This window comes from Micromonospora sp. NPDC051924, from assembly GCF_055586005.1.
Genome location: NZ_JBVJJA010000090.1, coordinates 1 through 14,551, shown reverse-complemented (window position 1 = coordinate 14,551; position 14,551 = coordinate 1). Strand labels below are relative to the sequence as shown.

Below are 14,551 nucleotides of genomic sequence, written 5' to 3'. Positions count from 1 at the left end.
GGAGCGGCTCTCGCCCGAGGCGATGAAGCATGCGGCCGAGGCAATGATGTGCGCGGCCGGCTACGCGGAATCGGTGGCGACACCGAAGCTCTGAGATGCCGGCTTGGCCGGCGGCGAGTCCAGCTTGCCGCCGGCCACCTTCGGTCAGTGGCCGCCGAAGCCGGCCAGGCGGTGATCAAGCGCACCTACACCTGACGGGCGGCGTTCGGCCGCACGGGCCGCACGTATCCGGCCGCTGGACCGACGGCGGACGCTGCTGGCGCAGCGTCCGCCGTCGGTATTCGCCTGGACAGCGTCATGCCGGACCACCAGTTTCCCGGACTGTGGCTGCCCTCGGTCGCTAAAACCGCGGGCCGGGTGATTCGAGAGGAACGCCGTAGTGGGATTCCTCGCGGTCCTCCAGCCCGTCGTGCCGCCGCCGGGAGATCCGAAGCTTTGGGCTCGCGCGGCCGGGACCGGCGAACGGGCACTCGGTTGCACCGACCGATAGGGGCGGCCCGACCGTCGCGGCCGGGTTCCGCCGGGTGGCCGTCGGCGAGTACCCGGACGGCGCCTCCGTCGTCAGCTTTAACGAGGTCATCTCAAATGGCCCTGACCCTGGCGGAACCTGGGGTCCTCGAACGATCCGGGCACGAGGATTCCGGTGCTCACTCGATCGCCCAGTTGAGGCGGATCGGATGAATTAGAAGGAGAGACGAAATGGCTGACCTCGAGGCCCTCCAGCGCATCATGCCGCCTCCGGCGGCCCCCGACTCGACGGTGAACTGGAGGGGACTGAGCCAGTCGTGGGGCAAGGACTTTCCCTCCGACTACCGACGGTTCATGGATCTGTACGGGCCGGGGACGATTCAGAGGTTTCTGGTCCTCGAGGCTCCGGAGCCTAAGGGCGCTCCGTCGGATCCGAGGACCGGTGGGACCGCCCACGAGACGGCCAACGCGATCCTGACGTGGACGAGGATCAGGAAGGAGCCCGCCCTGCGAGGGGTGACCCCTGAGCTGATCGCCTGGGGCGTGGACACCAGCGCGGACATCCTGTGCTGGGACGCCACGGACGAGGATCCGAGCCGCTGGCCGGTGCTCGTGTGCAACCGGGACGACATGATCTGGCGACGGTACGACTGCGGCATGGTGGAGTTCCTGCTCCGGGTGCTGCGGGCGGCGTTCGACGAGTGTCCGCTGGGCGACCTGAGCATCTGGGGTCATGCTTCGGTCACCTTCCTCACTCGGAAGGAGCAGGAGCGCCGGCTGAAGGCGGGCTTCGATCCGTGGACCGGCGAGCCCGATCCGTACGCTGGGATGTACCCCGCCTGATCCTCGGATCGGAGTTGCTCGGCTGAACCGGAAGCCTTTCGGTCGGCGTGCTGGTGCCTGCATCAGGGCGCCGGCCGAAAGCCTCCGTGTTCTCTGGGAGTAGTGGTCTGACGCCCGATGAGGCCTTGATCGATCGGCGGGGCGGTCATTGGTTCGGATGTTCGTCGACGTTTCCGGAGTTCCCCGTACCGGGAAGGTCGGGAAGCGAAGGCGTGGCGGGTCGCCCGCCACGCCTTGGCCGCGAACCACTGTCAGAGAACTTCCCGATCTAGTCGTGGGTGAGGATGCATGGCGAGAAACCCCGATGACATGGACACCGATGAGCTGATCGAACTGCTCGAGCTGGGTGCGCACAACTTGTACTACGCCGAGGCGGCGGTGCGGCTCCTCATTCGGCACGGGTACTGGCTGGAGCAGCCGGGGTTCCGCAGGTTCATCGAGGTCTTCGACCACCTGGCGCCCGTATGTGCCGGAATCTGGTAGGCGGACGCTGCCGCGGCGCTTGACCAAGGCGAACTTCAGGCGGTCGACCAGGAGGCAGCCAACATCCTGCGTATCGCGGCCAGCCTCGCCACGTTCTATCAACTGTCGTTCCGGGACGTGATGGAGCGACTCTCGCCTGAGGCGATGAAGCACGCGGCGGAGGCGATGATGTACGCGGCGGGCTACGCGGAATCGGTAGCCGTACCGAAGCTCTGACACGCGGTTCGGCTGGCGGTGTGCGAAATGCCGGCCCACCGGCGTGAAGTAGGCCGCCGAGGCGAGGGTGTGCTTCGCCGGCTGCGCAGGGTCGGTGCGCTGTCCCGACGCGATGCTCGCGTGCGGCATCCGTTGCGGTGTCAGCGGCGCCTATCGCAGGTCGTGCGTGGCACCGAAGACCCACTCGTCGCGGGCGAGGCGGAGGGTCGCGGTAGCGGCGGGGCCGGGTAGCCAGAGCAGGTCGGCGGGTAGCGGTGGCGGCAGCCGGCGATGCCGGACGGTGTCATCCCACTGTTCCACCCGGTCCTCCAGCCACTGGTCGCCCACGAGCAGCACGGACTCGGGTCGGGCAGCCGCGACCAACAGGAGGGCACTCACCACGCGGAACGACTCGTCGGGGTCCAGGCCGTCGAGGTCCAGCTCGATCACCGGTACGTCCTGGTGGTACACCGACACGACCACGTTCACGTCCTGCGAAAGCCAGAGCAGCAGGTCTGACGACGGCCCGGGGGCCTCTTCGGTCATCAGGTGTGGCACCGCCGCCCGGTCGACCGACACCCGGCCGGTTTCGTCGAGCATGGTGACGACGCGCGTCACCGGGTGCGTGAGCGTGAACCCGCAGCTTTCCATCCGGGCGATCAGGTACCTGACCAGTTCCGCGTCAACGCGCGTCACGTACCACTGCAGTTGTCCCCGCACCTGAGCCCTCACCCTTCGTCGGCCGGCACACCGTGCATCGGGACGGTATCGCCGGAAGGCGGCGGACAAGAGTTCTGGTAGCCGATTCGAACAATGAGTGGCCGGACTCCCGGATCAGCCGTTCGGTTGGTGACCCTCGGTACCCGAGGCCGGATGGCGCGGTCGAGCGGACAACCGGCCCTGGCCCGGGCGGAGCGACGGCCAGCCGGTGAGCTGTGCCGAACCGCCTGGCCAGGCACTTGGCGTACCCATTCTTGCCGTGTTGACTGATCGGGGTCATTGGCTGGCCGTTCGGCGGTGGGGAATCCGGGTTACGGATCGCCGTGATGCAGAAGGGCTACCAGTCGGCCCAATCACCATGCGTGACGGAATGCGACGAGCGTTTCCGGCGCCTTTGCCGTTACGGCGACACGCCGCCGGCGTTGATTGATGTTAATCACCATGGCCCGTCGGGCTTTCTGCCTTGTTGTGCCCGGAACCGTCCGTTTAGCCTGAGCCGCCCAGGGCGCAACGGGGAGCGGCATGGCACTGCAGATTCGGCTTTTGGGGCCGGTGGAAATTCGGGTCGATGACGAGATCGTGACCCCGGAAGCGGCTAAGCGACGAGCCGTTCTCGCCGGCCTGGCAATCGAGTCGAACCGGTCGGTCTCGCTCAACCGACTGGCCGAGATGGTGTGGTCAGACGCGCCCCCAGCCTCCGCAGTGGCGAACCTCAGGTCCCACGCCGCCGCGCTGCGTCGCACGCTGGGCTCGCGCCTCATCGCCCGACGCAACGCGTACGAGCTGCGGCTCGCGCCGCAGGAGCTGGACGCCACCGAGTTCCGCCAGCTGGCGGGGGAGGGCCGAGCGGCCCTCGCCGCGGGGAACCCGGTGGCCGCCGTGTCACGGCTGGATGAGGCACTCGCGCTGTGGCGTGGCCCGACCGCCGACGGCTTGCCGCGCGGGACGGCACTGGACAACCGGTGGGCGAGCCTCGACGAGCAGCGGCTTCAAATCTTCGAGGAGCTGGCAGAAGCCCGTCTGAAGCTCGGTAAACACGACGAGCTCCGGGCCGGGCTTCGCCGCCTCCTGGCTGAACATCCGTTACGGGAGCGGGCCTGGGGGCAACTGATGCTGGCCCTCTACCGCTGCGGTGATATCCCAGCGGCGCTGGCCGCCTACCGCGATGCGCGGGCTGTCCTGCACGAGCAACTCAGCATCGAGCCCGGTGAGGAGCTGCAACGGCTGCACCGCGCCATGCTCGACCGTGCCCCAGAACTGTCGTACGTGCCATCGCTCCCCAGTCAGTCCAGCGCCGGGACAGCCGGGATCCAACCCGGCCGGCACTTCGGGGGTCCAGCGCCTCGCGAGTTGCCGGCGGACCTGGTGACCTTCGTCGGGCGCACCCCGGAGATCGCCCACGTGCTCGCCACAATCACAGGCGCGACGCCGGCCGCCGTGGTGGTCACCGGCCCAGCCGGCAGCGGGAAGACCGCTCTGGTCGTACGGGCGGCGCATGCGGCGGCCGCCGAATTCCCGGACGGCCAGATCTTCGTGGACCTGGGCTACCAACCGTCGTTCACCGGCGACGAGGTGCTGGCGCGGGTGCTCCGCGCGCTCGGGGTCGACGGCGTCGACATCCCGGCGCAGGCGTCCGAACGGTCCGCACGACTCCGTTCCCTGCTGGCCGGGCATCGCCATCTGATCGTCGTCGACGGGGTCACCAACGCTGCCCAGGTCCGTGCGCTTGTCCCGGCCGGCCCGGGGCCGGCCCTGATCGCCGTCACCCAGCGCCGCCTGCGCAGCCTCGACGGCGTACGGCACGTCATGGTTGACGCTCTGCCGGCCGACGACGGCCGCGGGCTACTCGAGGCGCTCACGGGCACCGAGCGGCTTGCCGCCGCGCCGGCCGAGGCCGCCGAGCTGGTCGGGCTCTGCGCTGGTTCGCCCCTCGCGCTGCGCATTGCCGCGTCGCGCCTCGCTGGCCGGCCGGCCGTGTCGGTAGCGGCCATGGTCGACGAGCTGCGGGACGGCCGCCACCGGCTGGACTGGCTGACCGACGGTGACCTGTCGGTTCGGGAACGGCTGGACGTCGGGTACGCGGCTGTATGTGGGGACGATGAGGTGGCCGCCAGAATTCTCGCGTTGCTGGGCGCCGCACCTGAGCAGGTGACGCCGCCTTATCACATCGCCACCCACTTCGGTGTTTCCCCGCAGCGGGTATGGCAGGCGTTGGAAAAGCTCCTCGACGCCCACTGGGTGTGCCTCGACGAATCGGGTGGCTATCGGCTGCCCCCGATGGTGCGCGACTATGCCGCCGAGCGGGCGGGACCGCCGACCCCGCCACACCGGCATCTGCTCACCGGTTGGCATGTCGACCCGGTGGCGGTGCAGCGCGGGTATACGGAACAACCGCCGGTCAGCCGCTCGAGGCAGTCAGCGGCCATGCGTCCGGCATCCGACGGGCATCGAGCCAGCGCGACTGGTGATTCGCCTGGTCACGTACGACTGCCGCTGTTAGAGGTCGGGCGGACGAGGCCGTGTCACGGCGCACCTCCGCGCGTACCGGTGCTCGCGAGCCTGGTCATGCTGCTTGCGGCGGCCTGGACGACCGACGACGATGGCTCGAACTCCGCCTCTCAGACGGCGTCTCAGCCCAGAGCGACCGCCGCCGCCACCGCGCCCGCGGGGAGACCGCCCGAAAACGCCGCCGCACCTCACCAATCGGCCACCCGGCCGCCTACCCCAGGTGGGGTCGGCTGGCGCGTGACGTACGACTGGGATGTGCTTTCCACTTCCGCTCGAGTCCCGCACCCCGTACAGGTCCCGGTCGCGCCTGCGCCGGGGGAGCCGCAGCCAGTCCTCGTCGAGATCCACGTCGGCGAACGTCATTCCGCCGACGGGCTGACCACGGTGACCTTCGCCTTTTACGGACCAACCTCGTTGCCCGAGGTTGGCTATGTTGACCGCGTCGAGTCCGATGGCAGCCTCACCCCGGTCATGCCGGGCGACGCGGTCCTCTCGGTACGCTTCAGCCCGGTGCAAGGGGCATGAGAGTGCAGCGACCCGGAGCGCGGCGAGCGTCATCGACACCCGGCGTGCCGCCAGCTCGCTGGGTGACCGCTACTCAGGAGGTCTCCTGATGTGGCCACTTCCCGGGCAGCTACGTCAACGCGCCGGCAATACGACCGGTGCAGCGCGGCGATGAAATGGACACGCGCAAAGCCCCATCTCAGGTCAAATCCCGCCGCCCTCCGGTCCGACACCCGGCACTCGCCCACCGGCCCTTCCCCCGCAGCGCCGGGTGGGCGCCAGGTCAGGCTGACCCGGCGCCCGCCCCGCACTCCTTGCCCCGCAACACTGCTTCAGTTCCTCCTCGCCGAATCGCCTCGCGCGAATCGCTCGGCCAGGACCCGCGTGGCCTGGCCCCGGCGGGATCGTGAAGCGGGCTCCTCCGGCCCGGTTTGACGCGCGCCTCGGTAGGGAAATTTCGCGGACACCTCAATGAAGGAGGCTGTATGGAGACGCTAGCCGCGTACCTGACCGTTGGTGGCTGGCTGGGAGACGGGGCCATCGGCTGACAGCGCACGCCGTAATGGTCGCCGTGCCCGATGCAGCGGTTAACACCAGCCAACAGTGGCAGGTGGCATGGCGTCAACCTCACCGATCGACCTTGCTCGACCAGCGACGCGGCCGCCCATCGCATAGAAGAAGCCGCCCGCCAGGTCGACGCAAGGCACCTTCCAAACTGGCCGTCAGGGCTGATGCTGGGCTCGCCTCGCCAATACGAAGTCCGCATAGTCGTTCCCGGCAACCCCGTGGTTGACCCACCGATCCGGGGAGGCCCCAGTGCCCAGCTCTGCCAGCTCCAACGCTTCGGCCGGGTCTTGAACGTGCCCGATCACGCGGCCAAAGCCCGTGTCGTCGTCGTCTTCGGGGTCCAGGGGCGGGAGCACGGACAGGTCGCGGTAGTGCTCGTCGTTCAAGTCCTGTACGTCATGGACGGACACGTTGTAGCCGTCCTGCCAGGGCCAGACCGAGACCCAGCGGATGCCCCGGAGGCCCGTCAGCGTGATGGGCCCGACGAATTGCTCAATGCCTCTCCTCCGGCCGAGCGCGCCGAGGACGAACGGCCGGGTGAGGTAACGCATGCTCAGAGGCTATCCCGGTGCCCATGAGTCGAACTGGGTGACAACCTGGGCGCACAACCACGGACGTCCGTGAACGCAGGCGGATCGTCTCCGCAGCTGCCGGCGGGCGGCCGGGCAGGTCTCACGCCCACGATCGTTCTTCCGGGACGAAGAACCTTGAAGGGTGCCGGGTCCGGTGGGGTCTACTCAGGGCACCGGTCGCGTGCCACGCGCGCGGTCTCCCCACGCCGCCTCTTACTCCCACCGGTTCGGCTCACGCCTCGGGCGCCTCGGTCGCACCTGTTGAAGGGAGCACCTGACTCTACCCACGACCGCTGGCACGAGCCAGAGGTACGAAGGCGTGCCCCGATCCGTGCCGATGCAGCGGTCGACATCACTCCGAGGAGGTACACCGAATGGGCCGCCCGCCGACGCTCCGTAGCGGCGATCCTGGTCATTCAGCCACTACGTGCAGATCAAGACGATTCCCAAGCGCAGGTTAGGCACGTTCCAAACCGAAGGTGCGGCATGGCCATCATCTATCCGTCCGCCGCCTGGCCGAAGTCGCCCAGCTGCTCAAGGAGACGGCCACGGGCGGCTTGAAGTCGCTCCCGGTAATCCGGGGCGAGGAGATCCGCCAGCGCCTTGTCAAGCGTGCCACTGATCGTCAAAAGCGCCGACCAGACAGCTCGGTCATCGACGACGCGGACAAGCGCGTCAGTCGCCTCCACTCGATCAAGCCAGTCGGAGAGGACCAGCGCCTGGTCGTGACTGAGCCTGATCGTGATTCCGGGATCGACCACGTCGGCAAGGTAGCGCAGCCATCGTCTGCGCCGTCGGGCCGGGATGGCAAACGCCGACCATCCATGACCAACGATGACCAGCAGCACCTGAGCCAGCCGCTGTAAGCACAGTCCTGGTGGCGGTATTCGTGGCCCTCGTTGGCCGGTCATCAGGCGTGGGAGCAGGTGGCCCGGCTGGCCGCCGACGCGTTCAAGCCTGTCACCGCAGCCTCTTCGGTTGAGCATCGAGGATTTCGATGCTCAGCCTGCAAAGCATTCGGGCTGTTCACGCTGACCGATCCCGGATAGGGTCCCCGCCATCGTCTCAGGCAGGAGGTTTCCGGTGGTCAGGAAGCGTGCGCTTCGCATTGTCGTCGGTCTCGCCGCACTCTCGCTCGCCATCGCTGGGTGCGGACGCTCGACCAGCGGCCAGACGCCGCAGGCCGGTGCCTCCACCTCAGTCGCGGCCGGCGCCAAGGCCGCCGACCTGGTCCCGGCCGCCGTCAAGGAGAAGGGCGTCCTGCGGGTCGCCACCGCCGAGGGCTACCCGCCGATGGAGATGTACAAGGAGGGGACCCAGGAGCTGATCGGCGTCGACCCGGAGCTGGCGGCGGCGATCGCCGGGCGGCTCGGCCTGAAGCTGGAGATGACCAATGCGAGCTTCCCGGGCCTGATCCCGGGCCTGCAGGCCGACCGTTGGGACCTGGCGATGTCCTCGATGAGCGACACCGAGGAGCGCCGGAAGGCCGTCGACTTCGTCGACTACTTCCAGGCCGGCGGTGCGATCATGGTGGCGAAGGGCAACCCGGCCGGGGTGAAGGACCTGGCGGACCTGTGCGGCCGGGCCGTGGTGCTCGCCAAGGGCAGCTCCAACCTCGCCATCGGCGAGAAGCAGAACGCCGCGTGCGCCAAGAAGATGACCATCTCGCAGAGCGAGGACGCCCCGACCGGCCTGCTGCAGATCGACGCCGGGCGGGCGGTGGCCACCATCGTCGACTACCCGGTGGCCAAGATGCTGGCCCAGCAGAGCGGCAAGTACGAGGTGTTGGAGGCCCAGTACGAGGCCGGCCCGTGGGGCATCGCGATCGACAAGAAGGACAGTCAGCTGCGTGACGCCGTCCAGCGGGCCCTGCAGGAGCTGATCGAGGCGGGCGAGTACGCCAAGATCCTCGAGAAGTGGGGCGTGCAGGGCAGCGGTGTGAAGACCGCGACGGTCAACGACCAGAAGTGAGCACACCGGTGGATGCGACCGTCACGGGCCCGGCTTCGGCCGGGCCCGCCGGCCCGGAGACGCCGGAGGCGAACCGGATCAGCCAGCCGCTGCGACCGGGGCGCTGGGTGGCCGCCGGGGCCACTGCCCTGATCCTGGCCTGGCTGGTCTGGACCGTCGCGATCAACCCGAACCTGCACTGGGACATCGTCGTCAAGTACCAGTTCGACCGGGTCATGCTGGAAGGGCTCTGGGTCACCGCCCAGCTCACGGTCGCGTCCATGGCGATCGGCGTGGTGCTCGGCGTAGTCGTGGCGCTGATGCAGGTCTCGGACAGTCGTATCCTGCGCGCGGGTGCCATGGCGTACGTCTGGTTCTTCCGCGGCACGCCGCTGCTGGTGCAGCTGATCTTCTGGTTCAACATCGCGCTGATCTTCCCGGAGATCGGGTTGGGTGTGCCGTTCGGCGGCCCGAAGCTGGTGACCTGGGAGACGAACACCCTGGTCACCGGTTTTGTCGCGGCGCTGCTCGGGTTGAGCATCAACGAGGGCGCCTACATGAGCGAGATCGTTCGGGCCGGCCTGCGTTCGGTCGACCCGGGCCAGCAGGAGGCTGCGGCGGCGTTGGGCATGTCCCGCATGAAGATCATGAGGCGGGTGGTGCTGCCCCAGGCGATGCGGATCATCGTCCCGCCGACCGGCAATCAGTTCATCTCCATGCTCAAGACCACCTCGCTCGTCTCGGTGATCGCTGGCGCCGACCTGCTCACCGTCACCCAGCGGCTCTACCTGACCAACTTCGAGGTGATCGCCCTGCTGATCGTCGCGTCCCTGTGGTATCTGGTCCTGACCACCGTCGCCAGCGTCGGCCAGTACTACCTGGAACGCCGGTTCAGCCGCGGCTTCGGCGCCACCGCGCCGGGGGCCCTGCGCGGGCGGATCGCCCGCAACCTGCGGTTCACCGGGAGCGCGCGATGACCCCGCCGATGGTGGAGTGCCGCTCGCTGCGTAAGAGCTTCGGGCGGCTGGAGGTGCTGCGCGGCATCGATCTGACCATCGAGCGGGGACGGGTGGTCTGCGTGGTCGGCCCTTCCGGCTCCGGCAAGTCCACCCTGCTGCGTTGCCTCAACCACCTGGAGGAGCCGCAGGCGGGTCGGGTCTACGTCGACGGCGAGCTGATCGGATACGAGGAGCGCGGCGGCCGGCTGCGGCCGCTGCCGGATGCGCGGCTGCGCCGCCAGCGTGAGTCGATCGGCATGGTCTTCCAGCGCTTTCACCTGTTCCCGCACCGCACCGCTCTTGAGAACGTGATGGAGGGCCTGGTCGCGGTGAAGGGCGTCCCGGCAGCCGATGCGCGGCGGCGTGCCGCTGACCTGCTGGACCGGGTCGGGCTGGCCGACCGCGCCCACCACTACCCGGCGCATCTGTCCGGCGGTCAGCAGCAGCGGGTCGCGATCGCCCGGTCGCTGGCGATGTCGCCGAAGCTGATGCTGTTCGACGAGCCGACCTCGGCGCTCGACCCGGAGCTGGTCGGTGAGGTGCTGGAGGTGATGAAGGACCTCGCGTCGAGCGGGATGACGATGATCGTGGTGACCCACGAGATGGGCTTCGCGCGGGAGGTCGGTGACCACCTCGTCTTCATGGACGAGGGTCTGATCGTCGAGCAGGGTCCACCCCGGCAGGTGCTCGCCGCTCCGGCGCACGACCGTACCCGCGCGTTCCTGTCCAAGGTGCTGTGATGGCGCGGCTCGACGTCCTGATCACCGGCGGGGACGTGATCGACGGCAGCGGCTCCCCGGCCCACGCGGGTGACGTGGGCGTGCGCGGCGGGCGGCTGGTGCTGCTGCCACCGGGCAGCAGCACTGCCGCCGTCGAGGTCATCGACGCGACCGGGCTGGTCGTCGCGCCGGGCTTCATCGACGTGCACACCCACTCTGATCTGCTCGCGGGCGACGACGAGCAGCGGGAGGTGCTGCGCCGGGCGCCGCTGCTGCAAGGCGTCACCACGGAGATCTGCGGCAACTGCGGCATCAGTCCCTTCCCGATCCCGCCCGACCGGGTCGGGCCGGTGGGGGAGTTGATCGCCGCGACGTTCGGCCCGCCCGCGTCGGCGTATGCGTCGTTCGCCGAGTTCGCCGACGCGCAGGGTGGGGCCCGGCGTAACCATCTCGCGGCCCTCGTCGGCCACGGCACACTGCGCGCCGCGGTGGTCGGGTTCGGCCAGCGGCGGGCCACCCCGGCGGAAATCCAGCGGATGTGCGCGCTGCTCGACGAGGCGCTCGCCGCGGGTGCGGCCGGACTGTCGACCGGTCTGATCTACTCGCCGGGCGTCAACGCGGGCACCGACGAGGTGATCGCCCTGGCGCGGGTGGCGGCCGCGCACGGCAAGCCGTATGTGACACACCTGCGCGATGAGATGTCCCAGGTCGAGTCGGCGCTTGAGGAGGCCATCGAGATCGCGACCGCGGCAGGGTCTGCGCTGCAGGTCTCCCACCACAAGACGGCCGGTCGGCGCTCCTGGGGCGCGACCGTCCGCACCCTCGCCCGCCTCGAACGGGCGCGCGCCGACGGGCTGGATGTCACCTGCGACGTCTACCCGTACACGGCCGGCAGCACCGCCCTGCACGCGATGCTGCCTCCGTGGCTGATCGCCGACGGGGTACCGGCGATGCTCACCGCTGCCACCGACCCGGCCGTCCGCGACCGGATCCGTCACGACCTGGTCGCCGGCGTGCCCGGCTGGGAGAACACCGTCGGCAACGGCGGCTGGGACCTGATCCGCGTCGCGTCCGCCCCGAACAACCCCGACGCCCAGGGGCACACCATCGCCGACCTGGCCGCCGCACGCGGCGTCGACCCCGTCGACTACGCCTGCGACCTGCTGGCCGCCGAGCACGGCGATGTCACCATCCTCAGCCACTCCATGCACGAGGACGACGTACGCCGGGTGCTGGCCAGCCCGCTGACCATGATCTGCTCGGATGGCGTACCGAAGGGCGGCCGGCCCCATCCGCGGTGGGCGGGCAGCTTCGCCCGGGTGCTCGGCCACTACGTTCGTGACGTGGGACTGCTGGATCTGGCGGAGGCGGTGCACAAGATGACAGGGATGCCCGCCGGCCGTTTCGGCCTGCCAGACCGCGGGCTGCTCGCTGACGGGTACACCGCCGACCTGGTGGTCTTCGACCCGCAGCGGATCGCCGACGGCGCCGACTACGAGAACCCGCTGGCACCGCCACACGGCGTGCGATGCGTGATGGTCGGCGGCCAGGTCGTCGTCGACGGCGGACAGGTCACCGACGCGCGGCCCGGCCGCGTGCTGGCGGTAGCGGATCGGACGCCGGTTGTGCCGGGGCGGCCATGAGCGCGTCGCACGGCGTCGGTGTGGTGCGGGTCGGGGCGATGGTGCGCCGGCTGGACGACGGCCGCACCCTCTCGGCCGACCCCGACCTGGTCCTGCCGCTGGCCAGCGTCGGCAAGGTGCTGCTCCTCGGCGAGGTGGCCCGACGGCTCGCCGACGGCACGCTCGCCGCGGACCAGCCGGTCGAGCTGCTGGATGAAGACCGGGCGGTCGGCGGCAGCGGCCTGATCGGCCAGCTGTCGCCCCAGCTTTGGACGGTGGGCGACCTGGCCACGGTGGTCGCCGCGGTCAGCGACAACGCCGCCACCAACATGCTGCTACGCCTGGTCACCCTCAACGCCGTGCAAGATCTGGCCCACCGCGCCGGGCTGCGGGACACCACCGTGCACGACCAGATCCGCGCCGAACGCGGCCCCGGCCTACCGGAAACTTTTGCCACCGGCACCGCCGGCGAACTGTGCGCCTACCTCACCGACGTGGCAGAAGGGACGTGGCAGAGCCCGGGGGCGTGCCAGCTGCTGCGCGGCTGGCTCGCAGGGAACACCGACCACGGCATGGTCGCCGACTCCATCGGCCACGACCCCTGGTCCAGCGACGGTGTCCGGGTGGAGAACAAGACCGGCACCGACACCGGGGTACGCGCCGACACCGGCATCGTGACCGGCCGACACACCGTCGTCTACGCCGTGATCTGCTCGTTCCCGCCCGGCGCCGAGCGGGCCGCCGTGGCCGAGCTACGCCGCTGGGGTGCGACCGTCGACAGGCTCGCCGGACCCCACCGTTCCGACAACTCCTGACTGAGCGTCGCCGCCGCGTCGGTCAGCCGCTCCACGAACCTGCCGACCACCGGATTGGGATTGCCGGGGCGCAACGCCACACCGATCTCCCGGTACAGGCGGGCGTGGGCGAGCTGCCGCACCGCCACCCCACCCGGGTTGCGCAGGCCGAGCGACGGCACCAGCGCCACCCCGACACCGGCCCGAACCAGGCCCAGCACCACCTCGTAGTGGTCACTGCGGCAGCGGACCCGCGGCGGGAAGCCCTCCGCCCGCGCCGCCAGCTCCAGCACCGACACCTCGCCCTGCACACCCAAGGTGGTGATCCACGGCTCCGCGGCAAGGTCCGCCAGTCGAAGCCGCCGCCGGCGGGCGAGCGGATGATCGGCCGGCAGCACCACCAGCTGCGGGTCCACCATCAGCGGCTCCACCTTCACATGCGGCGATGCCTGCGCCGGACTTAGCGGATGGTCGAAAACCACCACCAGGTCCAGCTCACCCTGGTGCAGGCGCGGCAGCAGTTCGTGCGGCTGCCCCAGGATCAGCGCCAGCTCGACCTGCGGATGGTCCCGGGTGAAGCTCGACAGCGCGCGCGGCAGAAGCTCCGTGCCGGCGGTGGCGAAGAACCCGATCCGCAGCAGCCCCTGGCGGCCCTCGCCGTGTGCGGACAGCTCGTCGCGGGCCGCTGACATCAGATCGGCGATCTGCTGCGCGTAGTCCGCCAGGCGCTGGCCCGCGACGGTGAGCCGCAGACTGCGCGGCCCGCGATCCACCAGCGCCACCCCGGCCTCCTGCTCCAGCGTGGCGAGCTGGTGGGAGACCGCGGACGGGGTCAGCCCAAGCCGCTCCGCGGCGGCGACGATGGTGCCGTGCCGGGCGATCTCCAGGACCACCTGCAGGCGTGCGGTGTTGAACATCGGCCGAATGCCTCCCTGCTCACGGGCGGTGCGGTCAGCCGTCGACCTCCACCCGGCCCACACTCTCGCACGCCGGCCGCGTCTGCCCCGCACCGACCAGATGGACGCCCCGCCGCTGACCGCAGGCCGAGGCCGTCCGCGGTCACCCGCGCGTGCCGCGATCCCGATCTTGTCTCGGAACTCATGAGCCAGGCGCCGCTCGGCCTCGTCGAGCAGCGCCACGTCCACCTCGCGGGTGATGTCCCGATACTGCGCCGGCTCGGCTTTCACCGACCTGCGGGTACCTCATCACGGCGAGGCGGCCCGCGACGTCCTGCCGTGCGGCCCCAAGCAACTCCGTCGGGAGTTTTCTCGGACGCGAGGCCACATGAGGTCAACTGCGCAAGCCGTAGTGCGCAGCTACAGGATCCAGACGCGGGTCGGCCGCCGGCCTTCGGCGCGCAGCGGTACGAGCAGCGCCACGCTGTCCAGCGCGGCATCAACCATCAAGCAGCACCGGCCCATGGGCACCCGTCAGACAAACTCGCCGTCCGTGGTGACGCCACCTCCTCATCACCATGATCAGCTGGCTCCGCCCCACTTATGAAACGCGGCTTAGGGCTTGCAGATGAATAACACGCTGTCTTGATCATCTCGTGCTGGCTGGCTGGTTGGCGAGGAGGTCTGCCACCGGTCCCGGCGTGGCGACGGG

Annotated in this window: 12 protein-coding genes; 8 read left to right on the top strand and 4 right to left on the bottom strand. The window is 69.7% G+C overall.

Going from position 1 to position 14,551, the window contains the following annotated elements; all coding sequences use genetic code 11:
• Positions 1-984 precede the first annotated feature (984 nt).
• Positions 985-1,311: a hypothetical protein gene (locus ACZ6S5_RS34205; RefSeq protein WP_466006431.1), complete on the top strand. Its 327-nt coding sequence runs from the start codon at positions 985-987 to the stop codon at positions 1,309-1,311.
• Between the two features lie 288 nt (positions 1,312-1,599).
• Complete coding sequence (locus tag ACZ6S5_RS34200; RefSeq protein WP_466006430.1) at positions 1,600-1,794, top strand: hypothetical protein; 195 nt, start codon at positions 1,600-1,602, stop codon at positions 1,792-1,794.
• Between the two features lie 366 nt (positions 1,795-2,160).
• Here ACZ6S5_RS34200 and ACZ6S5_RS34195 read toward each other — a convergent pair whose 3' ends face one another.
• Positions 2,161-2,709: a hypothetical protein gene (locus tag ACZ6S5_RS34195; protein WP_466006429.1), complete on the bottom strand. Its 549-nt coding sequence runs from the start codon at positions 2,707-2,709 to the stop codon at positions 2,161-2,163.
• 522 nt (positions 2,710-3,231) lie between these two features.
• On the opposite strand from ACZ6S5_RS34195, the gene ACZ6S5_RS34190 reads away from it, so the two are divergent.
• Positions 3,232-5,742 carry an AfsR/SARP family transcriptional regulator gene (locus ACZ6S5_RS34190; RefSeq protein ID WP_466006428.1) on the top strand — a complete coding sequence of 837 codons (2,511 nt, stop codon included), beginning with the start codon at positions 3,232-3,234 and terminating at the stop codon, positions 5,740-5,742.
• 701 nt (positions 5,743-6,443) lie between these two features.
• Here the strand turns inward: ACZ6S5_RS34190 and ACZ6S5_RS34185 are convergent.
• Both ACZ6S5_RS34185 and ACZ6S5_RS34180 read right to left on the bottom strand, forming a co-directional pair.
• Positions 6,444-6,839 carry a hypothetical protein gene (locus ACZ6S5_RS34185; protein WP_466006427.1) on the bottom strand — a complete coding sequence of 132 codons (396 nt, stop codon included), beginning with the start codon at positions 6,837-6,839 and terminating at the stop codon, positions 6,444-6,446.
• A 518-nt stretch (positions 6,840-7,357) separates the two neighbouring features.
• Positions 7,358-7,708: a hypothetical protein gene (locus tag ACZ6S5_RS34180; protein WP_466006426.1), complete on the bottom strand. Its 351-nt coding sequence runs from the start codon at positions 7,706-7,708 to the stop codon at positions 7,358-7,360.
• A gap of 235 nt (positions 7,709-7,943) precedes the next feature.
• On the opposite strand from ACZ6S5_RS34180, the gene ACZ6S5_RS34175 reads away from it, so the two are divergent.
• Genes ACZ6S5_RS34175 through ACZ6S5_RS34155 form a run of 5 tightly spaced genes read left to right on the top strand, consistent with a single transcriptional unit; the run spans position 7,944 to position 12,964 of the window.
• Positions 7,944-8,831 (top strand): ABC transporter substrate-binding protein, encoded by an 888-nt coding sequence (locus tag ACZ6S5_RS34175; RefSeq protein WP_466006425.1) that lies wholly within the window; start codon positions 7,944-7,946, stop codon positions 8,829-8,831.
• A gap of 8 nt (positions 8,832-8,839) precedes the next feature.
• Positions 8,840-9,787 (top strand): amino acid ABC transporter permease, encoded by a 948-nt coding sequence (locus tag ACZ6S5_RS34170; RefSeq protein ID WP_466006424.1) that lies wholly within the window; start codon positions 8,840-8,842, stop codon positions 9,785-9,787.
• On the top strand, positions 9,784-10,548 hold the full coding sequence (locus ACZ6S5_RS34165; RefSeq protein WP_466006423.1) for an amino acid ABC transporter ATP-binding protein: 765 nt from the start codon (positions 9,784-9,786) through the stop codon (positions 10,546-10,548). The genes ACZ6S5_RS34170 and ACZ6S5_RS34165 overlap by 4 nt, the downstream gene beginning before the upstream one ends.
• Positions 10,548-12,170: an N-acyl-D-amino-acid deacylase family protein gene (locus ACZ6S5_RS34160; protein WP_466006422.1), complete on the top strand. Its 1,623-nt coding sequence runs from the start codon at positions 10,548-10,550 to the stop codon at positions 12,168-12,170. Before ACZ6S5_RS34165 ends, ACZ6S5_RS34160 begins: the two co-directional genes overlap by 1 nt.
• Positions 12,167-12,964 carry a serine hydrolase gene (locus ACZ6S5_RS34155; protein ID WP_466006421.1) on the top strand — a complete coding sequence of 266 codons (798 nt, stop codon included), beginning with the start codon at positions 12,167-12,169 and terminating at the stop codon, positions 12,962-12,964. Before ACZ6S5_RS34160 ends, ACZ6S5_RS34155 begins: the two co-directional genes overlap by 4 nt.
• Here ACZ6S5_RS34155 and ACZ6S5_RS34150 read toward each other — a convergent pair.
• Positions 12,847-13,860 carry a LysR family transcriptional regulator gene (locus ACZ6S5_RS34150; protein ID WP_466006420.1) on the bottom strand — a complete coding sequence of 338 codons (1,014 nt, stop codon included), beginning with the start codon at positions 13,858-13,860 and terminating at the stop codon, positions 12,847-12,849. The genes ACZ6S5_RS34155 and ACZ6S5_RS34150 overlap by 118 nt on opposite strands.
• Positions 13,861-14,551: the final 691 nt, after the last annotated feature.